This window comes from Pseudoalteromonas sp. SWYJ118, assembly GCF_015864505.1.
Taxonomy (GTDB): domain Bacteria; phylum Pseudomonadota; class Gammaproteobacteria; order Enterobacterales; family Alteromonadaceae; genus Pseudoalteromonas; species Pseudoalteromonas arctica.
This window is the reverse complement of record NZ_JADYXC010000003.1, coordinates 164,932-188,453: the sequence shown is the minus strand read 5'-3', so window position 1 is coordinate 188,453 and position 23,522 is coordinate 164,932. Positions and strand designations below refer to the sequence as shown.

Below are 23,522 nucleotides of genomic sequence, written 5' to 3'. Positions count from 1 at the left end.
TGAGATTTAATTTTTATTAACGTCAAAATAACACCACCAGCGCGCTAAAACTAGTGAATAAAGTAGAACTCAAATTTTTTTCATAGTCATAAAAAAACCCTGTATTAAATACAGGGTTAGCGGTGGATTTATTCACCCCCTTACGAGGGGGATAACAATAAAATAAACGCTTAAAACTCGTAGCTGTAACTTAAGTCAAAGGTAATGCCCTGCTCTTTAGAGCGAACAATAATATCTGATTGGGTTACTTCTTGATCTTCATCGAGTAAGTTTTTAACTTTAAATTTAACTTTAGAATTAAAATCAGGGTAGTACGTGTAAACTAAATCAAGTGAATGAAATGGTTGCTCGTAAGCATCGTCACGATTAGCCACACCTGCTGCTAAAATACGCTCACCAAACACGTTATAAACAAGTGAGCTACTGTGCATACCATCAAGTGAATCGTAATTAAGTTGTAAGTTAACTACATATTGAGAGTGACCTGTCATACGCTTTTTAGGGTTAGTTAACGTACCAGCAAGTGCAGGATCGATAGACGCCTCAGAATCACTTATCGTAATGTTACCACTGGTAAATAAACCTTCTGCAGCAAACGTTAGGTCCTGAAGCCATTCAGCCTCAATACCGTAAACCTCAGCAGTTTCACCATTAATAAATGACGCAGAGTAATCTTCATCACCAATATTTAGCACAGTTTCGATAGGCGCAGTTATGTCTTTATAAAAGGCAGCTACACTAAATGAATTACCTGCTTGCCCGTAATATTCATAACGCAGGTCATAGTTTTTAATGGGACTACTTTTTATACCTGTACGGCCAAATGTTCTGATATCAGTTAACGGGTCATAATAAGTTACCGGTACAACTTCACGAAAGTCAGGTCGAACAACCGTTTCGCCATAACCTAAACGAATTTGATAATCGTCACTGCCTACGTAAGTAACTGACAATGCAGGATACCAATCATCTGTGACAATAGAACCCGCTTCAATTTTTTCAGGATCGTAAAAAGTATTTAAATCTTGCTGATCAAAAATAAGGCTCGATGTACCAATGGATGTTTGCTTAAATTCTTCATAACGAATACCACCACTGACTCTTATCCATTGATCGTAAAAAACATCAAATGACGCATAGCCGGCATCAACTTTTTGAGCGGCAATGTAATCGTCGGCATCAGGCGCTGTAGGCTCATTAAAATCAACTAAAATGGCGTTATTATTAATGAAGTCGTCTGTTAAAAACCCACTGTTATTGAGTGGATCAGCACTTCCATCATTAATTGAAATACCCGAGCCACCACTGTTATTAATAGCAAAACTTGAGGTATTAAATAGTCGCGCCCTATCAGAGAAATCGTAACCAAACTTAAACTCAACTTCCATCGCGTCAAAAGACAGTGGCAAGGTAAGGTTACCGCCGTAGGACTTAACGCGCTCTTGCATATTGGTATACGACATAATTACGCGGTTATCATCGCCGGTTATAGTAGAACCTGCATAGCTGCCATCGTTATTATAACTATCACGAAATTCAAAATCCGCACTGGTAGGAATATCTGTCGTTGCTTTAGCTTCAGTATATTGCCAATCAGCACCTATTCCCATGTAGTCTAAAAAGGTATGTTGACCAATAAATTGAGTAATATTTAACTGGCGCTCTTCGTAATTAAACGCATGGTTACGATTTGCAACGCCATCTCCTGCAATACTAAACGTAGAGCTACCTGCAGGGCTTTGCGAAATAGCAATTTCTGATTCGTCTTCATTATCAATAATATAAAGCTGTTGAGCTGAAATACTATGTGTGCCAAGCGAATAAGAAAGGCTAAGCGATCCGTTATAACTTTCGGCCTCAGTAGTTACCTGTGAATTTTTGACTGTGTTGTAGCACGAGTTAGATACATCATCTGCGGTGGCAAGCGATGTTGTACAATCAATTGAACCATCCTGGTTTTTAAGATCTTGAGTGATTACAGAACTAAAACGCTCTTCAAAATCCCACTCATTTTTATATGCACCAGCCAGTAAAAAGCCAAATTTTCCGCCAAAGTAAGACTCTTCAAAGCTGTCGCCATAATGCGCTTTAACATTATAACGAGGGTCTAACGACTCATCTTTTAGCTCATACCCACGTGGCAGTGACTTTAACAATGCATTGTTAATCGCTGTTGCTTGCTCAGCGCGGGTTTGCTCACCATCAACAAAACCTTCACGACTTACTATATTGCCAATACCAAAGTTACCACGGTATTGTGATATCGCATTGTTTAAAGCCTCTGGAATGCCCTCTTCATTACGATTATACGTAAATCCATCGCCTGATGCTGTATCGTATCCTACGCCTACTTCAAATCCTGCTGTAAATTCACTTGGCGCTGTTTTAGTTCTTATATCAATATTACCGCCACCAAACGCAGCGGGCATATCTGGCGAATACGCTTTTTGAACAGCCATACTCTCAATAATACTGGCAGGAAATATATCTAGTGGGATTACATTACGTGTTAAATCAGGGCTTGGAATATAAGCCCCATTTAATCGAGCACTTGAATAACGCTCGCCTAAACCGCGTACGTAAATAAACTTACCATCGACTAACGTCAAGCCTGTTACTCGCCTAAGTGCAGATGCAGCATCACTATCACCAGTACGCGCTAATTGTTCAGAACCTAAAATATCGGCAACAAACGCTTGGTTTTTACGCTCTTCAACAACAGCGGCTGCGCTGCCTTGTAAGCGCGTACCTACAGCAACAACTTCTTCTATTTCTTGTGAATTAGTAAACTGTTCATCCGATTGGGCGGCAATAAGGCTTGTAGACTGTGCAGCTAAGCCTAAGCCAATTGCCCAAGTAATTTGATTGAGTCTATGTTTTTTAGACATGAGAAAATCCTAATCAGGTTATACAAAAGAGGCGCCTTACGCTTAATATACAAGCCACAAGGCGCCTTTAATTAGAGGTTATAAATGCAGTACTTAGTTAGTCAGCATTGGCTGCTGTAACAGCTGCTTGAACCCATTTATACCAGCTAGAATCTGTATCCTGATCCGATACTGCACCAATGTAGTTAACGTTTTCAAAGAATGAATCTGTTGCACTTAAATCAGTGGCCGTAACCGTTACTTCGCTAGCTGCTGTGTTAGTTGCAAAACCATTATCAGCAAGAAGCACTACGTCATCCGTTAGAATTTGATTAGCACCGCTATTTTCGAACCATGCTGTTTTGGTTTGACCTTCTAATGGTCCACTTGCAAAGGTATCTGTATCAGTAAAGTTTGCAGAGCACGCCATTACAGAACTTGTAAATGAAATTTTGTCAGCTTGCTTTTCGCCGTCACCAGAGAATTGAATACACTGTGTATTTGTCGCGTTTTTCTTAATAATAACAGCGTTGTAAATACTTGAATTGAACTGATCATCAAACTTGTATGCTTGTGAAGGGTCATCATCGCGTACAGAGTTGCCATCAGTCGTAATTACAGTGACGTTTGCAACAGTTGGGTTAGAAGGAGAAACTTGCTCAGAAGATGCACCTTTAACGCCATCAGATTCAAAGCCATTGTTACCCATGTTTACAACTGTGCCGTCGTTTAACGTTACAGTACCGTGCTGGATAAATAAGTATTGAGCTTTACCCTGCCAACCAGCATCAAAGTCAAATGAATCATCTTGCGTATCTGTTACTGCAACATGTTTAAGCGTTGTAGCACCACCAAAAATTTCGATACCATCATCAAAACCTTGGTGAATATGTAAATAATCAAACTCAGAGCCAGAACCTACAGCATTAAGTGTTAAAGAGTTTAAATCATCGCCTTCACCACCAACACGTGGACCCGAACCCGCATACCAAATTTTAGCCCATTTAATATTGCCACTAGAATCTGCATTATTGTTACCACCAAAGTAACTTGTAATACCTTCTGAAGCGACGTTACATGTAGCGCCACCGCGTTCTGCATCGGTACATTGGTCAGTAATGCCGTTACCATTAATAATAATACCGCCCCAGTCAGCGTAACGTGCACCTTCGCCAGCGGTATCAAAGCGGTCAAACGCATTCGCTGATGTAAATACAACAGGCTTGTCTTGCGTGCCTACTGCTTGAATTTTTGCACCGCGTGCAACGCGTAAAATAGCTTCACCTGAACCAAAAGCTAACACCGCACCCGGCTCAACGGTCATCGTTGGACCATTCGCTGGAATTTCAAAACCATCAACCGTGCTGCCGTCTTCGCCAATTTGTAGGGCATCATCAAAAACGTGAACACCGCCGCCTGGCAATTCTTTAAACGTAATGTTATTTGTAATAGAGATCGTTTTACTAGCAAATGAGTCGTTATATAAACAGTCAATTCCGCTAACGACACCCGTTACCGTACCTGCATCTGATTCATAGCTTGCACACTCAGCGTCTTCATCAGCCGTTGAGCCCGCTGTATTATTTGAATTATTAACACTGTTATCTGTTGTAGAGCTGTTATCGTTTACAGTGGGTGTAATTTCGATATCGCCGCCACAGCCAGCTAGAGTCATTGCAGTTGCTACTAGGCTGACCTTGAATAAATCAGATAATTTCATTGTTCACTCCGTTAAAGTATTTAATTATTTTGTTAGCGTATTAAGTAAAAACTTAAGTCACTTTAAAGCACGATACTCATGCATTAAGGTGACTTGAGTTATCGAATGCAGGTAAGATACTGTAGTGATATGACAAAGTAGTTACAGTTTGATAACCGTAAGATGACAATGTTAACTTTCATAAAATCAATTGGTTACTTTTTATAGCAACAAAAAAACCGCCATGAGGCGGTTTGGTATTGCGATTATGAAATGGCTTTATAATTCCTACTTATACGTGCGCAGGAATTATTGAAATTTACAGTAAGGCTGTTCTAAGTGTTTCTGCATGCACTTTCTCGCGCTTTACATATTTAATCCATTGTTGTGCTAAACGCTGTGATTTTTTATGTTTTTCGGCTTGTTCGAACGCTAAAATAGAGGCATCAAAATTTTGTAAGTTGTACTGAGCCATACCCAAGGCTACAAATGCATTTGATTCAAAATCAAGTGAGCCTTTATTAAGTGCTTTACGCGCTGCGTCGGCCGCTTCTTCATATTGCTCAGTATTAACATATACTTCAGCTAAGCGTTGATCATACTTACCACTGGGTGATAAATCGGCTGCTTTTACAAAGTATTTTATTGATTTTTCGTCTTCTTTTGCTTGAATCATCGCCTCAGCTACAAAGGCATAGTTTTTAGCGTTTTGCTCTGCAATCCCTTTTTCAATCGCATCGCTCATAACGTCTGCGGCTTTAAATGCTAAGCCGTTATATAAATACACTTGCGCTAATTGACGTAAATCAGACTTAGAGGTTAAAAATCCTTGCTGATAAGCCGCTTCAATTACCGCCAACTGCTGCTTTTCTTGCCCTGTTTCACCATACATACCCGATAACTGTACCCAATACTCGGGCTTGTTATAAAGCTTTACCATGCGCTCAAGTACTTCAACAACTTTGTCAGTTTGATTAAGTGAGTAATACATTGCACGCTGTAGTACTAACCAGTTTTCCTTAGGGATTTTGCCTTCGCTGTCGCTTAAAGCAATTACTTGAGATATGTACTCAAGCCCTTTTTTATAATCCTTTAACTGATAATAAGTTTGGGCTCTTAACAAGTAATAGCCTTCTGTTTTAGGCTTAGTGTTAATACTGTCCCAGTCATCTAAAAATGCGATAACTTTAGTGTAATCACTATTAGCCATAGCTAATTGCGCCAAACTAAACGTAGTGCTTAAACGAAGCGACTCAGGAATGGCTTCCTCTGCTACGACCTTTTCAAACGAAGCTATCGCTTTTGGTAAATCGTTTTCGTTGTAATAAATAAAGCCATAAAAGTTATGCATCATTGCAATTTCGTACGAATTCATACTTGATGCACGTTCTTGAATGCTATCAAGCGCTTCAAGGCCTGCTTTAACATCGCCATCATCAGCGAGTTTTTGTGCACGTGCGAGTTGGCTGTAGACCTTTTCGCGAAGCGCTGGTACACGTTTAGTTTTTTGTTCTGACTCTGCATGTGCCGTAGCTACATTTAGCCCTGGTATCAGGCTTAAAGCACTTGGAGTTACAATGCTTGTACTTACTGCAGCGGTACAAAATAGTGTAACTTTTAAAATTTTAGTTGTTGGGTTTAATTTCATAACTGATTTAATAAATGGTTTCATAATCGCCTCACATTACTGTCCGTATACTCGTGGTTAATTACTAAATTAACCGCTAATTTGGAAAGATATTTTGTTCTGAACACCCGCCACTTCAACGGCTTCACCGTTAACTACGCGTGGTTTATATTTAAATTTAAGTGCTGCATCCATCGCGGCTCTATTAAACAGTGACTCAGGCTCTGCTTTTACTACTTGTGGGTCGCGTACAGTGCCTTGTTTAGTTACTATAAATTCAACAATAACGTAGCCTTCGATACCTCGCGATAATGCACGGCGCGGATAAACAGGTGCCACTTTAACAATGGGTAAATACTCACCATCACTTGTTTCAAGTGCTAACCCGCCGGCTAAATTTACATCCGCATCAACGTTTGCACCAAAGTCAAAGTTGTTAGCATTAGCTGTAGCATCACTATTTTGCATTTGCGGTGATTCCATTGGTGGTGGCGGCTCTTTTGGTGTTGGTGGCTTTTGTGGCTTACGCTCTTTTTTTTGTACGGTTTCTTCTTTTTTCAAGCGAACAAAATCAAGTACGTTACCCTTTACCGGATCCGTCATAGCGCCTTCACCGCCAGTGATCAGTGCCTGCATGCCTAAAAACAACATAAAGGTCACTACACCAGCTATCACTAATGCAACTAAATATCGCAACATAACTAGCCCTTAAGACGCATCTTGTGCGGCAATTGATACATCAAATGCGCCCGCCGCGCGCGAGGCATCCATCACCTTTATTAACATTTCGGTAGTGGCTTTTTTATCCGCTTGAATCACAACGCTACCTTGTGGATTTTCTGCTTTTAAACGCTCGATATTGGCTTGTACTGCGCGTACATCAATTTGACGTTTATTAATCCAAATTTCACCTGTATCTGAAATCGCCACAAGGATATTTGCACGCTCCTTTTTCACAGCAGTTGCGGCTTCTGGGCGGTTAACATCAATACCGGCTTCTTTAACAAAAGAGGCAGTTACAATAAAGAAAATAAGCATGATAAATACAACGTCTAGCATTGGGGTCATGTTTATTTCTTCAGCTTCATCTTCTTGAAATAGGTTTCCTAACGGGGCTCTCATTTTTTATTCTCCTAGGATGAGTGGCTTTATAAGAGCCGCTCATCAAAATTTTGCTTAATGGTCTAAAACCATGCTGTCTTGTAGTAGTTCTACTTCGCGCTTAGCTTTTCGTTGTAAATACGTTGAGGCAAATACCCCAGATAACGCACCTACCATGCCTGCCATTGTCGGGATAGTTGCTTTAGATACCCCTGACGCCATTGAACGCGCACTCCCTGTGCCGGTAATTGCCATTACATCAAACACTTCTATCATGCCCGTTACAGTGCCTAACAAACCAAGTAGTGGGCACAAAGCAACCATCACATTAATCAAAGAAAGATTGGTGTTTAAGCGCATACCTGCTCGCGATATCATCGCTTCGCGTATTTGCTCTGCATTCCAGCTATCACGTTCTGCACGGTTAATCCAATTGGCTTTTAGAGCATGTTTGTAGCTTCGAAAGCCATTGAAAAAGTAAATAAATCGCTCGAGTATCAATAACCACATCGCGAAGATTAACACCCCGATGACCAAGAGAACTTGGCCACCAGTGTCGAGAAAATCACGGATAGCATTGATTGAATCAATCAATAGCACCATGGTTTATGCTCCCTTCTCGCTTCGCTCTGCAATAATACCGGCGCTCTGCTCTTGAATAGTTAACAAAATATTTTTAGCGCGCGTATTAAGTAAGGTGTATAAAAATACCGTTGGTATTGCTACTACTAAGCCTAGTACCGTTGTTACTAATGCTTGAGAAATACCGCCAGCCATAAGCTTAGGATCCCCAGTACCAAATAAGGTGATTGCTTGGAATGTATTGATCATGCCTGTTACCGTACCTAATAAACCTAACAGCGGTGCAACAACAGAGATGATTTTGATAAGTGTTAAATTACGCGTCACTTTTGGCATTTCACGTAAAATAGCTTCACTTAATTTAAGCTCAAGTGTGTCGTGTGAAACACTCGGAAATTGATCTTTTACTTTCATTACACGTCCAAGCGGATTGTCATCACGTGCAACAGTATCTTTAAGTTGACGGCGAATTTTACCGCCCATAATCAATAATGAGAAAAAACGCTCCAGTGATATAAGGAGTGCAATAACACCCACACCTAAAATCACATAACCAACAGTGCCACCTTGATGAACACGTTCTTGTGTATCGGGTGCTTGAACTAATAAACCAAGAATAGAGCCGCCTGTTGGGTCAAGTGCGAATTGCACCACACCGCTTTTAGTACTTTGAAGATCGTCTGCCGTTGCGGTAAAGCGCGATACAGGTTGGCGAGTTAATTCGCTCAAAGAATTAGTCGAGGAATTAAACTCTAAGTACTTACCGTTTGATATAAGGTTAAATGCACCCACTCGCACAACTTCTTGCTGTGCTTTAGTACCGCCTTCAACAATGACACTTGCGTTAAAACGACTTACTTTGCCTTGCTCGGTCATTTCGCGCTGTAGTTCAAACCATACTTTTTCAATATCTTCTATTGAAGCAAGTTTTGAAGTTGAACCCATTTTTTGAGCAAGGTCATCCATAAACGTACTGCGGCCATCAATCTGGGCAGATATAATTGATGTTGCAAACTTATTGCTAGAATCACCCGCTACTTGCTGTAACACACCAAATAACTCCTTTAGTGAGCCCATACGTTTAGAAAGCGTGTCTGTTAAGTTAGCAAGTTTAACTTCGTTTTCTTCAAACTGCGTTTCTAAGCGCTCAGATTCCACCAGCATTTGATTACGCTTTGCTTGGGTATTTTTAAGCGTTTGTACTTGCTCGTTTTGACGAGCAGTAAACTCTTGTTCGCGCTGCTTATTTTGCTCACTTTGAGCTGATTGACCATTTTCGAGCGTTTTAAGTAATGAATCTAGGTTCATTGGCTCTGCCGCTATACTTGCACCAGTAATGCTTAGGCTTGCAGCAAAAAGAGCTATTTTTGTCATTTGAGTAAACAATTTCATTTTTAACCTCTTATTCTGCTGCATGTACTGGCAGAGTTAACATATCTGGGGCAAGTTGCTTACGCGCAATACGTAAGCCTTTATTAATTTGGCTTATTGTAGAGTCTGGTAATGCTTCAAATGATTTTGTATCTGCATTCCAACTACCTGCTTTTTTACCATCGCGTGTTAAGTAAATAAGCTCTAAACGGCCAATGCGTAAAAAATCGACTTCACGCTCTTTGTCATCCACGTTTAAAAGTGCGGTATAGGCTTCAATAGTGCGCCCGTAGTCTACTTCTACTTGATAGGCTTCGAGTACACGGCGAAATTTTTCACTTGAATTGATATCTGCACGATTCATCATTTCATTTAAAGATGTAACACGCTTAGTGCGCTCATCAGCTAAAAATGGAATATCTAAAGATACAAACTGCTCAAGGCCTTCAATCATTCTAAGCATTAGCGGCGTAATTTGACGTTCAATAATAGAAACCTGATCCATAGACAGGTTTAAAGATTCCATCTCTTCTACTTGATTATTTAACTGTTTAGTTAGCTGAGCGTTGTAAACAGCTAAACCATCAATTTCTTTATTGAGGGTTTTAAATTGCTGTAAACGTCCTTGCATTGAATCTGCAATCTTGTCTATTTTTGTTTGTGATTGCGCAGCTGATTTATTAATTTCACTGCTTTTATCAATAACCTTATCTAAATCGTTTGCGTGTACTGCTGCACTTGCGGCCACAATACCAGCTAAGATTAATGGTTTAACGCCTTTCATCGCATACACCTTTACTCGTTAGTTAGCGGATTTGCTAGTTTGTTTTTTTAGGTCATAAACTTTGTTATATAAATAATTTATGACTTAATAATTTCAATGAGCAGGAGTTTATAGATGAAACATGACAAGGATGTTGCGCAAAAAAGTCGATTTTATGACAGTGGTAATAATTAAGACTTACGAGGGGGTTTTTAAGATGATAAGAGCATTTGTTAGCCAAATGCCCTATAAACAGGCTGGATTATTTTAAAATTGAATTAATTTGATTAAGGGAATAATGCCAATCGGTGTAATTTATTTCAATTGGGTATGCTTTATTACCTTTAATAAGCACTAGTGAGGGAAAACCTTGGATTGGTAGTGTACGAACAAAGGATAACTCAGCTTTAAATTCATCATTAAACTCGCTTGACGTTAGCTGCACGGTAAACTCATTTTTATCTAAGCCAATCTTTTCAGCCAAACTAATTAATGTACTTTCATCTGACGGGTTTTGCGCGTTTAGGTAATAAGCATGTTGAATTGCAGCGACCATGTCGGCTTCTTTATTTGCTTTGCGCGCTATAAGTGCAGCTCTGCATGAGGAGTACGTTGAGCGCCTTGCCTGGCAGTTACGCCAAAAGTCATAATTAAATTGCGTACCTAACTGCGCTGAAATTTTATGCCAAGTACCTTCAAGCATCTCTTTCATATTTTGTGGCATTGGATCTTGGCTATCAGGTGCTAATCCACCTACTTTATATTCAATTGCTACTTTACCAGCAAGCTCTAATTTAAGCTTAAGCCAGGTTGGTGAGTAACCCCAACACCAACTACACATTGGGTCATGAACATATATTAATTTACTTTGAGACATATTAATCCTTTAACTAAGGCCTAGGCTTGAGACAACTCTATTCCGCCCCGCTGCCTTAGCGCTATAAAGAAATTCATCAGCTTGTTTTAATGAACTATCATAATCAGTTACTTTATTTACTTGTGCAATACCTATGCTACACGTGATTGAAATACATTGTTTATCATCAGTAAACATAACATGCCCTGCAACAGCTTCACGAAATTTATTAGCTATTTCAGTGGCTGTAGGAACAGTAACCTGCGGTAAAATAACAACAAATTCCTCGCCGCCATAACGTGCTTTTAAGGACGTTGCCAAGAACTGAGATTCCAAAAGCTTGGTAAACTCAATCAATACCGTATCACCAAAGTTGTGACCATGCGTATCGTTTAAAGATTTAAAATTATCTAAATCAATTAACAAAATTGAAAAAGGCAAGTACTGCTCTGGGCGTGTTTGGGCAAGCTTTAAAAAATGAGAGGTAATAAAACGCCTATTTGCTATGCCAGTAAGGGGGTCTGTATAAGCATCTTGCTTTTGCTCTAGTGTAATATCAGCAATAGCTTGATGGCTTTTATATCTAAAATACTCACCAATAAATGAGAATAAAAACACCATAGAAAAGGACGCTATAAATCGTGTTTTTTCTATATTGCCATAGCTAACTTGACCAAAGTCAGGCCCGTATAAAATAACAATACAAGAAAACAGTAAAGTAAAACCTAACCCAGCACCTAATCTGACCCCTAAAGATGCAAACGTCACTACAGGATAAAACATTAGCCAATATAGCGCGGTGTTGTCTTTACCGCCGGTATAAACAAGTGCAACAAACATCATGCACACAATGCTCATACTTATTAATGCCACAACTTGCAGGTTACCCGTTTTTATAAAGTAAATAGAACAGCTTATATTTGTAATGTTAACGATAATTAATGAAGCGGTGAGTATCGGTGAGTAAACCTTATAATTTAAAAACACTAATAGTGCGATCACCACAATTGAAATCCCAATCATGGTAAATAAAGAAAACGCTTTGCGCTGTTTGTCTGAGCTATAAACACTGTCGATATTTATTAGACTGAGCCAATTTGGTTTATTCACATTTTTTTTAGTCATTAATTTTATACTTTAAACTTTTGAACCATATTTTCTAAGGCACTAAACTGCTGTTTTAGTTTGGTACATTCGTTAAGCGTGTCATTTAAGTTAGCCTTGCCCTGTATAGAAAGTGCATTAATTGTTTGAATATCGGTATCTAATAACTTAACTACTTGGTTTTGCTCATCTGTTGCACTGGCGACAGAATGATTTTCATCATTAATTTGTTTAATAGCCTGTATAACATGACTCATTAAATTGCCGACGGCATCTGCTTGTTGTACGCTTTTTTCACTGTCTTGAAGGCTTGTTTTCATAAGCTCTACAGCAAGGTTTGAGCCTTTTTGTAACTGGCTCACCGTGTCTTCAATTTCTTGCGTTGATTGTTGAGTGCGGTGTGCTAATTGGCGTACTTCATCTGCTACAACAGCAAAACCGCGTCCTGCCTCTCCTGCTCTAGCGGCTTCTATTGCTGCATTTAATGCCAATAGATTAGTTTGCTCGCTTACACCTTTAATAACTTCAAGCACTTGCCCAATACTGGCTGTGTGCGTATTTAAACTGTTTATAGTTTGCTGAGCTTTCTCCATATTAGCCGAAAGCTGATGGATGGTTGCAACGCTGTGGCTTAATGCTTCTTGATTTTGTGTTGAGTGCTCATCTGCATTTTTAGCAAGCTGCGATGCACTCTCTGCATTATTTGAAATATCCATAGATGTAGCTGAAAACTGATTAATAGCCGCTGCCACGCTATCGGTACGCTTGCTTTGGTCATCATACATAGACAATGATGAATGTGTTTGTGATACCAAGCTCTCAATAGCTGTATCTAATTGCTCTGTGGACTCTTTAACTTGTTCTATTGAATGCTGAATTTTTTCGATGAAAATATTAAATGAATGGCTTAAGTCGCCAAATTCATCATCATTTTCAACGGTTAAGCGCCTTGTTAAATCGCCTTCGCCTTGTGCTATATCTTTAATGGCATCATTTAAACGGTTCATAGGCTGCATTAAATAGCGTAGTAAAAGCTGCATCATAATAATGATAGCAATGATCCCTATCACCATAAAAACAGCCGCAGTTTGACCAAAAGTCGATACACTGGCATATGCTTTATCTTTATCTATAACAACACCTAAGTACCAATCTACGTTTTCAATACCACTAATTTTTGTAAACGAGATAAGCTTAGACTCTCCGTTTATCTCGTATTGGGTAAACTCACTTTGCAAGGGCGTATTAGTACCAAAAATATCTGATGTATTTTTTAAATTTAACTTAGCATTAGGATGGCTTAATACTTGACCTTTGTTATCGAGTAAAAAACCATAGCCAAGACCTAAAAAATCAATATCGTTAATAATTTTAGTCACAGTTTGCATATCAATATCGGCACCTGCAACGCCGCTAAACTGGCCATTTTGTAGCATGGGTACTACCGCTGAAATTGTAAGCTCGTTAGTTGTTACATCAATATAGGGAGTTGTAAAAGCGGTATTTGATTTGTTTTCGACTAATTTGTACCAAGGACGAGAAGTCGCATCAAAGTCAGCAGGTAAAACGGCTGATTGATCGTTTAATATAAACGTGCCGCTGGATTTACCTATGTAAGTATTTTTAAAGCTTCCGGCAAGCTCTGCAGTATTTAATTGTGAAAGGGTGAGTGCTTTAGAATCATTAGCTTTATGCGTTTTAGCAATTGATATAACAATTGCCAGCTTTGCATTTAACCAACTCGCTATATTTTGCGACACAGATTCAGAATTTTGTTGTAATACTAGGCTTAACTGCTGCTCGGTTTGCTTGCGCATCGCAATATAGTTATTAAAAGTAAATAACCCTAGTACCAAAACTAAAATTAAAGAGGCTGCAATAGTCACTTTGGAAGTAAATTTTAACGAGTTAAGCATATAAGCCCTTTTATTATTTTTTCGTTATTATCCATACAGTTTTAGCAAAAATTTAGCTAAATGTCCTAGTAAAAGAGACTTATAGTAGGTTATTGATGAAAAATAAGAATAAAGGATTGTAAAACAAAAGGTTTTTGTGGGTAACTGACTAATAGTGAAATAGATTATGACTAGTATCAATTATTTTTGGAACGTTCCTGTAAAATATAGCTTTATAAGTGACTGAATACGTATTCAGTCACTTAATATTAAGCGGTTATTGCCACTTATTTGCTAATCGTACAACGTTTAAACCGTACCATGCTATAAATACGTAACACACCATTGGTACAAAAAAGCTTTGTTGTATATTTACTGTGTCAGCTATAAAACCTTGGAGTAATGGCACAAGTGCACCACCTACAATAGCTAAGCATAACCAACCAGAGCCTTTACTGGTCAACGATCCTAGTCGCTCAATAGCAACTGAAAATATAGTCGGGAACATAATTGAGTTAAATAAACCAATTGCCAATACTGAATATAAAGCGACGTCACCTTGAGTAAAAATAGTGATCATTAAGAGTGCAATAATACTAAAGGCATTAAACGCGATGGCTTTTGAAGGTGCTATTTTTTGTAATAATACAGAACCAATAAAACGCCCTACCATTGCCCCGCCCCAGTAATAACTAATAAGCGCTGCTGCAGTGTGCTCTTCAAGTCCTGCTATGTGTGCCTCACCAAAGTAATTAACTAAAAAGCTACCAATGGCTACCTCCCCGCCTACATAACAAAATATAGCAAGTACACCCATAGTTAAGTGAGGTGCTTGAGTTAATGAACGAGACTCTATTGCGGTATTGTTTTCTTCTTTATGGGCTTCGATTTCTGGAAGCTTTATAAAGGCAAATATAATAGCGATAAGCAATAAGGCGCCGGCAAGCATTAAGTAAGGCACTTTTACCGATTCAGCAGTTGCTGCAGAGGCAGCTAAACTACCTGCGGTTCCAAAAAATAATAAACCACCAACGTATGGTCCAACTGTAGTGCCGAGTGCATTAAGAGCTTGTGCTAAATTTAACCGAGACGAAGCCGTTTTTTCAGGCCCAAGAGCTGCAACATAAGGATTAGCAGAAACCTGAAGTACTGTTACACCTGATGCAAGAACAAATAAAGCGCCTAAAAATAGCCAATATTCATGTACCACTACTGCAGGGTAGAACAACATACAGCCAATTGAAGCCACAATTAAACCAGTTAAAATCCCTTTTTTGTAACCAAACTGCTTAACTAAAATCCCCGCAGGGATAGAAACAATAAAATAAGCACCAAAAAAGCAAAACTGTACTAGCATCGCTTCAAAAAAGCTTAAATCAAATACGCCTTTTAATCGTGGTATTAGTACATCGTTTAAAACAGTAATAAAACCCCATAAAAAAAATAGGGTCGTCATTGCAGTCAGTGGAAACAGATAATTTTTATTTGGCTGTTCGTTGACCGCGAATGATTGATTTGTATTTATTTCACTCACGTCGTTTTCACTCCATTAACAAGTTGAAAACGATTCTACATGTTTATATATAAATTAGTCAGCGCAACAAAGGAACGTTCCAATTATATGGTTTGCATTGAGTATTTGTCGTATTGATAATACGGTCTATCTCGCCACTATTATGAAACTGATAAAGCCCTTCGTTTATATCCTCTAATACTAAAAGCCAGTTAGGTGTCAGCTTACTAATAGCAAAATATAAAGGGTTGTATTGCAAAGGGGTGTTTTCATTTTCAATGGATGAAAGCAAGGTGTTTTTTTCAGATTTACTCAAAGAGGAGTAAGAAACTGAGAACTTTAAAACGTCGGGATCGCCTATAATCAAATCAACACGCTTAGCAACCAGTAGCTGAACAAGCTGTAAATCATCAACAGAGGTAATAATTTCAAACTCATTATTATCCATCATGGCATCAAACTCAGGTGTGTTTTGATACCCACGAACAACCCCAATTTTTTGCCCTTTAAGCGATTTTAAGTTTCCAGTGAAACGATCCTTATCACCTTTTCGTTTTAAAAATGCAATTTCGCCACCTTTAAACGAATTAGATAAACCAAGTAATTCTCGACGTGTTTTACCATTAACATAATCGGAGGGGGCTGTATCTTCTATAAAGTATTCAGGCATTAATATATCAGCTTTGCCTAGTTCTACATTTCGTACAGCTCTTGCCCAAGGCAAAAATTCAATATATACGCTGTAGCCCTTACTATTTAATAAGGCAATAGAAAACTGATAAACCCATCCTTTATTACATAAATTACTACCAATATAAGGAGGCCAGTCGAGAGTAGCTAGATGAAGTATTTGCTTGGGAGTTTTCGCTGCATAGAGCACTCCTGATTTGTGATAATGCCCATTTAAAACATGTTGAATACCATTTTGATAATACTCAACTGACGTTTCTGCAAAACACTTACTACTTGTCAGTAATAATATAAAATAAAACCACCGCATGTAAAAATCTATTTATGATTAATCATGTTTTTAAGTTTAGTTACAACTAAACCTTTTGCACTGATAAACCTTAATCAGATGCTTTTTCCCATTTCATTTTATTATTTGTATCGCGCGAGCTTATAATTGTTGTATCGCTGCTCTCAACGCCGCCTAATTTAGCTAATCGGTCGTACAAAACCACATTACAAGTAGCCGCTAAGTTCATGCAGCCAATAGTGGGAATATAAACAACTTCATCGCACCACTTTAAAACATCTTTTGGGATTGAGCCGTCTTCAGGACCAAATATATAAAATGCATTTTCAGGGTGTTTAAACTCAGGTAAAGGCGTTGCACCTTCAATAAGTTCAATAACAACAACGGTTGCACCCTCTGGCTTTACTACTTCTAAACTATCAGTTTCGGTAAGCGGGATACGCTCAAGTACATTTTTTGTGTCGGTATGGAATTTTTTGGCATTTAAGTAACGATTACCAGTAAAAAAAACCTGTTTAGCGTCGTAACACCCTGCTGCACGCAATACGCCGCCAACATTAGTCGGGCTTTTAGGATTGATTAAACCAATTACGGCTTGTTGTTTACTCATTAATCAGCGTCCTTTGTTGGCCACTCTGCAATATACAAATCAAAGTCGTCTAGTTTCACATCGCAATCTTTTACTGTTTTATCTTTTACAGAAATACCTAACTCATGCATTTTTGTTTTATCGCCATTATTTAATAACGGATGCCAAGAAGCCAAACCACGCCCTTCGTGTAAACGGCGGTAACTGCAACTTTGTGGCATAAAAAAGATGTCTTTGAGGTTTTCTTTTGTGAGTTTTACACAAGAAGGAACAAGCGTTTGGCGGTTTTCGTACTCGCTACAACCACAGGTATTATTATCAAGATACTGACATACAATATTAGTAAATATTAACTGCTCACCTTCACGTAACTGATCGGTGGCGGTAAATTCGTCTTCATCTTCGCTATCAATAAACGTATTTAAACAACATTTTCCGCATCCATCACAAATGGCTTCCCATTCGTTTTGACTCATGTCGCTTAAGCTTTTTTTAAGCCAAAATTTTGTATTTGCTAATTGTTGATCAAACATAGTTTACTCGTGCCCCCTAAAGAGCGCGCATTCTACCGTATTGCTGTAAATGGCGCAAAGCCAATACCCTTTCAAAGTACTGGCTTTGCGCTAAAAATTAGCTTTGAGATTTAACCCAACGCTTAATTTTCTCCTCTAGTATTGGCATTGGTAATGCGCCATCAATTAATATTTGCGTGTGGAACGCTTTAATATCAAATTTATTACCCAGTTGTTTTTTTGAATAATCACGTAGTTCTTGGATTTTAAATTGCCCTAACTTGTAAGAAAGCGCCTGCCCCGGCCATGCAATATAACGCTCAACTTCAGCTATTACGTCACTTTTAGCCATAGATGAGTTAGCAAGCATGTAATCAATACCCTGCTGACGCGTCCACCCTTTTGCATGAAAACCAGTATCAAGCACTAAACGCATTGCACGTAATTGCTCGTCTGATAAACGCCCGTACCACATGTATGGGTCGGTAAATAAGCCTAGCTCTTTGCCTAAACTTTCTGCGTAAAGTGCCCAACCTTCTGCAAATACGGTGTAACCACCAAATTTGCGAAAGTCAGGTAAGCCGTCTATTTCTTGTTGCAGGGCTATTTGAAAGTGATGACCTGGCGCTGCTTCATGAATAGATAAGGTTTCGAGTAAAAATTTCGGCTGTGCTTTTAAGTTATAGGTATTGATATAAAAAATGCCTGGGCGAGAGCCATCAGGTGCAGGAGATGCATACGACGCACCAGCTGCAGACTGCGCTCTGTAAGCTTCAACCGCTTTTACAACGTAAGGTGCTTTTGGTGCTATGTTAAAAAGCAGAGGCAAACGCGCATCTATTTTTTTCTTAACGTTTTCATATGCCGCAATTAGCTCCTCAGGCGTGTCGTAGTAAAATTCATCTGAATCGCGCAAATGGTCAAAAAATTCAGATAACTCACCTTTAAAGCCTACGGTTTCTTTTACTTTTTTCATTTCGCTTAAAATACGCGACACTTCACTTAAACCAATGTCATGAATTTCATCTGCAGATAAGCTAAGCGTCGTGTTTTTCTTAATTTGGTATTCGTACCATGCTTTACCGTTTGGTAAGTCACTATAACCAACGCTTTCTCGGCTATTTGCAATATACTGATTAGCTAAAAAGTCACTCATGCTTTTATAAGCCGGTACTAAGTGCTGCATAATCAATTCACGATACTGCGCTGTAATTTTTTGCTTTTGCTGTGCGCTAAACGAGTCTGGTAATTTTTTAATTGGTCCCCAAAATAGTGAGCCTTCGGCATTTTTAACTACATGAGCTGCAAATTGTGGCTGCAGTTTTTCAGCAAGTGGTTTTGGTAACGTAATACCTAGTTTAATGCCTTGCGCCATTGAACGCTCTACACTGGCAAGCCACTTTACAAAACCTTCGCTACGCGACATAAAAGCCGTGTAATCTTCAACGCTATTAAACGGCTGAGCACTTTGGCCTGAACCAAAACCTGCAAAGGTGTTATGCGCACCCGCCATTTGGTTAATTGGTAGTAAATAATCAGGAAACTGCATGCCTTCTAATTTAAGTGCAAGGTCGCGCTCTAATATTTCAAAACTTAAAAGCGACTGCCCTGTTAACTGTGCTTTATCTATAAAGTTTAAGCGCTGTTGATATTTTTTATAAAAAGCCGCTTTTTTAGCTCTATTTTCTTTTGAAATCACAGGCGTAAATTGATCGTTAAACTCGTTACGACCATTATACGTTGCGCTGATGGGGCTATATGTAAGCGATTCATCGTAATACTGTGCAACAAGTACATCGAGCTGTTGCTCTGCCGAAAGCTCTGAAACAATACCTGCCGATGCGTTAACGGTGTTTAACTGCGCACTGGTATTAGTGTGTGTACTAAGCTCAGTATTCATACAGCCACTTAAAGCAAACATAACGCCACTGGCAACTAATGCTAATTTAATTGATTTCATGATAATCCTTTTTAATATCGTTTTTTGATTATGCGCATTAAGCCTTACTTAATAAAGTAATTACGATAGATTGCGTTCATCGTATTAAATTTGCACTTTTATCTGAGCTTGTTACATTTCTATTAATTCAAATATGATTTAAAAGAAAAATAAAATGAAAAAACAACTACTCAGCACCTCTATAGCCTTACTTTGTTTAACTACTTTTAATGCCCATGCTGTTACATACCTATCGGCTAAAGCCATGGTTAATGTTGAAGATGGCACGCTCATTAAATTGCCCTTGATTACTATTGATGATGGCGTAATTACAAACATTGAACAAAATAAAAAACCAACGCTGACTAAAGATGATAAACATATTCAACTACTTGATTTAACCCTTATGCCAGGTTTAATGGATATGCATGTGCATTTAACAAGCGACCCTACGGTTCCACGCAGTGAACGTTTAGGCCAGTCAGTTCCTAGAATGGCAATTAAAGCGGCTCATTTTGCTAAAAGAACCTTAGAAGCCGGATTTACAACAGTTCGTAATGTTGGCGCAGAAGGTTACAGCGTTATAGCGGTGCGTGACGGCATAAATGCGGGTGACATAGTTGGCCCTCGTATTTGGGCTGCGGGGCCATCACTCGGAATTACCGGCGGGCACTGTGATAACAACCGATTACCTCCTGAGCTTAAATATACTTCAAGTGGCGTCGCAGACGGTCCATGGGCTGCGCGTATAAAAGTACGCGAAAACATTAAATACGGGGCAAACGCTATTAAGTTTTGCGCCACAGGTGGAGTATTTTCAAAAGGGACTAAAGTAGGTGCACAGCAGTATTCTTTTGAAGAAATGAAAGCCATCGTTGATGAAGCCCATATGCGAGATTTACCTGTTGCAGCTCATGCACACGGTACAAGTGGGATTAAAACGGCCATTAAAGCAGGTGTTGATAGCGTAGAGCACGCCAGCTTTTTAGATGACGAGGCCATAGCCCTTGCCAAAGAGCATGGAACTTGGCTTTCTATGGATATTTATAACACCGAATACACGCTAACTTATGGCGAGCAAAATGGTGTTGACGAAGAAAACCTAAATAAAGAACGCCAAGTATCAAAAAGGCAACGTGATAGCTTTAACCGTGCTGTAAAAGCGGGCGTTAAAATGGTGTTCGGTACCGATGCAGCAATTTACCCGCACGGAGATAATGCAAAACAGTTTAGCCGAATGGTTGAATTTGGCATGACAGAACTACAAGCAATTCAAGCATCCACGATTAATAGCGCTAAGTTATTAAAAATGGATACTCAGTTAGGACAAATTAAAACCGGATTTGCAGCTGATATAATTGCTGTAAAAGCAAACCCTCTTAAAAACATTAAAACCTTAGAGTCAGTACCCTTCGTAATGAAAGCAGGTGTTGTTTATAAAAACCAATTGTAAATACACGCTATTAAGGCTGAGCTTACTTAGCCTTAATAAACCCCTCACCCATCTCGAATATCCTATAAAAGGTACACCGTACCTTTATTAGGCTTGGTTTTGTTTATTAATTATTCGAACAGTTTTATTTAATCAAATAAAATGAACTTTCTATTCACTTTAAAAACAATAACCATTATCATTCGCGCAAATTCAATAACGCGAATAGTTATCACTCTATGAAAACGTTTAAGTACTCTCTTATTACTCTTGCTTGTTTAAATGCAAATATGGCATTTGCCCAAAATACACAAGTTGATGCTGATATTGAACGCATCAGCGTATACGAAAAACAAAACCGCGTGGTGATGAGCTCAGGTCTTGCTACTAAATCAGACATGTCTTTAATGGAAACACCTGCACCGGTTGTGATTATTGACCGTGAACTTATTGAATCTCAAGGTGTAGATAGCCTACAAGATTTAGTTAGAAACGTAAGTGGTTTAACACAAGCAGGTAATAACTACGGTATTGGTGATAACTTAGTAATTCGTGGTTTAGATGCAAACTACACCTACGATGGTATGTATGGTGGTGCAGGCCTGGGTAATACATTTAACCCAACTCGTTCACTTACAAATGTTGAATCTGTTGAGGTTTTAAAAGGCCCAGCAACAGGTTTATATGGCATTGGTAGTGCGGGTGGCGTAATTAACCTAATAGAGAAAAAACCAGAGTTTGAAGAGAAACACAAAGTATCGGCTGAGCTTGGCCAGTGGGATAGCTATTCATTATCGTTTGATAGCACTAACGCTATAACAGATGACTTGGCCTATCGTGTAATGGCTAAAACAGCGTCAAGTGACGGCTTTCGCGATTTAAAAGAAGATCGCGACGAAATTTATACCTCGCTTAAATACGTGCTAAACGACAGACAAAACATCATGCTTTCTGCAGCCTATATAAAAGATGAAATAGCGGTTGATTCTATTGGCCACCCTATTCGTATTTACAATGCAGAAACTGCAAATGGTTTAAGCGCGGGTGAAGTAACCGGTGCCGATTTAGTAAACGATCCGACAGGAAGCGGCGTACAGTTAAGTGATGCACAACGCGACCAACTTGCTAATTCGCTATCTGCATCTGATGGATTAACACCTTATAGCTTTGGCACAAATGGTATTATTTCACCAATGGCTGATGCTAACGAAGGTGAAGAACTGCGTTTTAAATTAACGCATAACTATTACATTACTGACAATTTGTTTTTAAACCAGCAGCTACAGTACCGTAACTACACATCAAGTTTTGCGCGCCAAACAGGTGCTTATAACTACGTTTACTCTACTCGTGATGGAATTATAAATAATGACCCACGTGCTCCGTTAGTTGAAGACGGTGTACTTTACCCGTATGCAGCACGCCGCCAAGAATACCGCCAAGTAGAAGCAGATGAAAAATCATGGCAGTACTTTTTAGATTTACGTTATGACTTTATGTTAGGCGACGTAGATAACGAATTGCTTGTTAACGCAAACTACGAAGATAGAGATATTCGTTTTAAACAATTCTCAATATGGGATCAAGATTACGTACTCACAAACGATGCTGGTGATGTAACGTACCAAGGTTCATTGCCGTATATTTACGATATAAGAGAACCAAATTGGCCATCTGGCAGCTTTGATGACTTCGATCCACTTAAAACCAGCGACTACAATAAAAAAGTACAAGCATGGGGCTTAGGCATTCAACATGTTGGTTATCTTACTGAAGAGCTTACAACGCGTATTGGTGTAGCATATAACCGAATTGAGCAAACTTACGAGCACTTTGGTGTAGATGAGCGCTATAGCTCAAGCCGTGCAGAGCCTACACCTGAAGCGAGTACATCAGATTCAGGCTTAACGTATAACCTGGGTGCAACGTACCAGCCATCTGAAGATTTATCTGTATTTGTAAATCATTCAAAAGGTCGAACAGCGTATAGTGTATTAGGCTCAGTTGCGGGTAATGAAGCAGACAGAGAAGATTCTGAATCAATGAGTAACGATTTAGGTTTTAGATTTAAAGCGTTTGATGATCAACTACTAGCTTCTGTTGTTATATTCGAAAGCTCTCGTACTAATTTAGAATACGCAAATCCGCTTTATGACGCTTTAACATCAGGCTCAAATGTACCTGAAAGCTATTATGATGGTAAAGAAGAAACAACAGGTATTGAACTTGATTTAAACGCTTACTTAAATGATAAATGGAAAGTAAACGTAAACGGTATTTATCAAGATGCACGTGACAAAAGTAATCCGAATAGCAGCAGTTACGACACACGCCAAAAAGGTGTGCCTTACGTAACAGCAAGCACGTGGGTAACTTATTACGCAGATATGTTTAACTTACCTGAAGCTGTAAATATAAGTGGTGGTATTACATTTGTAGATAACAGAAGTACTAATTCAAGTTCGTTCTCGATTCCTGATGGTTACGTACCAAGTTACACGATTTACGATACAGCGGTATCGTATACAACTGATAAATGGCATATGCAGTTAAACTTAAATAACTTGTTCAACAAAAAGTATTACTCAAAAGCGATGTTTTTAGGTGGTATGCCAGGGGAAGAGCGTAATGCAAAACTAAGTTTTAGTTACACTCTTTAACTAGTTAACCTAAACTCTGGATAATAAATCTAT

The 23,522-nt window shown here is 38.9% G+C and carries 18 protein-coding genes; 2 read left to right on the top strand and 16 right to left on the bottom strand.

The features are described from left to right. Positions 1-170: 170 nt before the first annotated feature. The 16 genes from I6F48_RS05295 to I6F48_RS05220 all read right to left on the bottom strand — a co-directional run bounded on the left by I6F48_RS05295 (position 171) and on the right by I6F48_RS05220 (position 19,418). Positions 171-2,888 carry a TonB-dependent receptor plug domain-containing protein gene (locus I6F48_RS05295; RefSeq protein ID WP_197118987.1) on the bottom strand — a complete coding sequence of 906 codons (2,718 nt, stop codon included), beginning with the start codon at positions 2,886-2,888 and terminating at the stop codon, positions 171-173. A gap of 97 nt (positions 2,889-2,985) precedes the next feature. Next, positions 2,986-4,587: a hypothetical protein gene (locus I6F48_RS05290; RefSeq protein ID WP_197118986.1), complete on the bottom strand. Its 1,602-nt coding sequence runs from the start codon at positions 4,585-4,587 to the stop codon at positions 2,986-2,988. Between the two features lie 298 nt (positions 4,588-4,885). Beyond that, positions 4,886-6,214: a tetratricopeptide repeat protein gene (locus I6F48_RS05285; RefSeq protein ID WP_197119058.1), complete on the bottom strand. Its 1,329-nt coding sequence runs from the start codon at positions 6,212-6,214 to the stop codon at positions 4,886-4,888. 69 nt (positions 6,215-6,283) lie between these two features. Further along, complete coding sequence (locus I6F48_RS05280) at positions 6,284-6,889, bottom strand: energy transducer TonB (protein WP_197119057.1); 606 nt, start codon at positions 6,887-6,889, stop codon at positions 6,284-6,286. 12 nt (positions 6,890-6,901) lie between these two features. After that, the gene (locus I6F48_RS05275) at positions 6,902-7,315 is read right to left on the bottom strand and encodes an ExbD/TolR family protein (RefSeq protein ID WP_004334764.1); all 414 of its coding nucleotides are present in this window, start codon (positions 7,313-7,315) and stop codon (positions 6,902-6,904) included. Between the two features lie 54 nt (positions 7,316-7,369). Beyond that, complete coding sequence (locus I6F48_RS05270; protein WP_010552929.1) at positions 7,370-7,897, bottom strand: MotA/TolQ/ExbB proton channel family protein; 528 nt, start codon at positions 7,895-7,897, stop codon at positions 7,370-7,372. A 3-nt stretch (positions 7,898-7,900) separates the two neighbouring features. Then, the gene (locus tag I6F48_RS05265; RefSeq protein ID WP_197118985.1) at positions 7,901-9,268 is read right to left on the bottom strand and encodes a MotA/TolQ/ExbB proton channel family protein; all 1,368 of its coding nucleotides are present in this window, start codon (positions 9,266-9,268) and stop codon (positions 7,901-7,903) included. A gap of 10 nt (positions 9,269-9,278) precedes the next feature. Further along, complete coding sequence (locus I6F48_RS05260; protein ID WP_008169959.1) at positions 9,279-10,031, bottom strand: DUF3450 domain-containing protein; 753 nt, start codon at positions 10,029-10,031, stop codon at positions 9,279-9,281. 241 nt (positions 10,032-10,272) lie between these two features. Further along, the gene (locus I6F48_RS05255; RefSeq protein WP_197118984.1) at positions 10,273-10,887 is read right to left on the bottom strand and encodes a DsbA family protein; all 615 of its coding nucleotides are present in this window, start codon (positions 10,885-10,887) and stop codon (positions 10,273-10,275) included. 9 nt (positions 10,888-10,896) lie between these two features. Continuing rightward, on the bottom strand, positions 10,897-11,991 hold the full coding sequence (locus tag I6F48_RS05250) for a GGDEF domain-containing protein (RefSeq protein WP_197118983.1): 1,095 nt from the start codon (positions 11,989-11,991) through the stop codon (positions 10,897-10,899). A gap of 5 nt (positions 11,992-11,996) precedes the next feature. Beyond that, the gene (locus I6F48_RS05245; RefSeq protein WP_197118982.1) at positions 11,997-13,886 is read right to left on the bottom strand and encodes a methyl-accepting chemotaxis protein; all 1,890 of its coding nucleotides are present in this window, start codon (positions 13,884-13,886) and stop codon (positions 11,997-11,999) included. A 256-nt stretch (positions 13,887-14,142) separates the two neighbouring features. Continuing rightward, positions 14,143-15,399 carry a sugar MFS transporter gene (locus tag I6F48_RS05240; RefSeq protein ID WP_197118981.1) on the bottom strand — a complete coding sequence of 419 codons (1,257 nt, stop codon included), beginning with the start codon at positions 15,397-15,399 and terminating at the stop codon, positions 14,143-14,145. A gap of 58 nt (positions 15,400-15,457) precedes the next feature. After that, positions 15,458-16,378: a substrate-binding periplasmic protein gene (locus I6F48_RS05235; RefSeq protein ID WP_197118980.1), complete on the bottom strand. Its 921-nt coding sequence runs from the start codon at positions 16,376-16,378 to the stop codon at positions 15,458-15,460. Positions 16,379-16,448: 70 nt separating this feature from the next. Further along, entirely contained in the window at positions 16,449-16,967 is a 519-nt protein-coding gene (locus tag I6F48_RS05230; protein ID WP_165727973.1) for an RNA methyltransferase, read from the bottom strand. Then, complete coding sequence (locus I6F48_RS05225; RefSeq protein ID WP_197118979.1) at positions 16,967-17,479, bottom strand: YcgN family cysteine cluster protein; 513 nt, start codon at positions 17,477-17,479, stop codon at positions 16,967-16,969. Before I6F48_RS05225 ends, I6F48_RS05230 begins: the two co-directional genes overlap by 1 nt. A 97-nt stretch (positions 17,480-17,576) precedes the next feature. Beyond that, the gene (locus tag I6F48_RS05220; protein WP_197118978.1) at positions 17,577-19,418 is read right to left on the bottom strand and encodes a DUF885 domain-containing protein; all 1,842 of its coding nucleotides are present in this window, start codon (positions 19,416-19,418) and stop codon (positions 17,577-17,579) included. Between the two features lie 154 nt (positions 19,419-19,572). Between I6F48_RS05220 and I6F48_RS05215 the strand changes: the two genes are divergently transcribed. Together I6F48_RS05215 and I6F48_RS05210 are read left to right on the top strand one after the other, a co-directional pair. Continuing rightward, entirely contained in the window at positions 19,573-20,850 is a 1,278-nt protein-coding gene (locus I6F48_RS05215; RefSeq protein WP_197118977.1) for a Xaa-Pro dipeptidase, read from the top strand. 218 nt (positions 20,851-21,068) lie between these two features. Continuing rightward, complete coding sequence (locus I6F48_RS05210) at positions 21,069-23,489, top strand: TonB-dependent receptor (RefSeq protein ID WP_024593972.1); 2,421 nt, start codon at positions 21,069-21,071, stop codon at positions 23,487-23,489. The last annotated feature ends 33 nt before the right edge of the window (positions 23,490-23,522 follow it).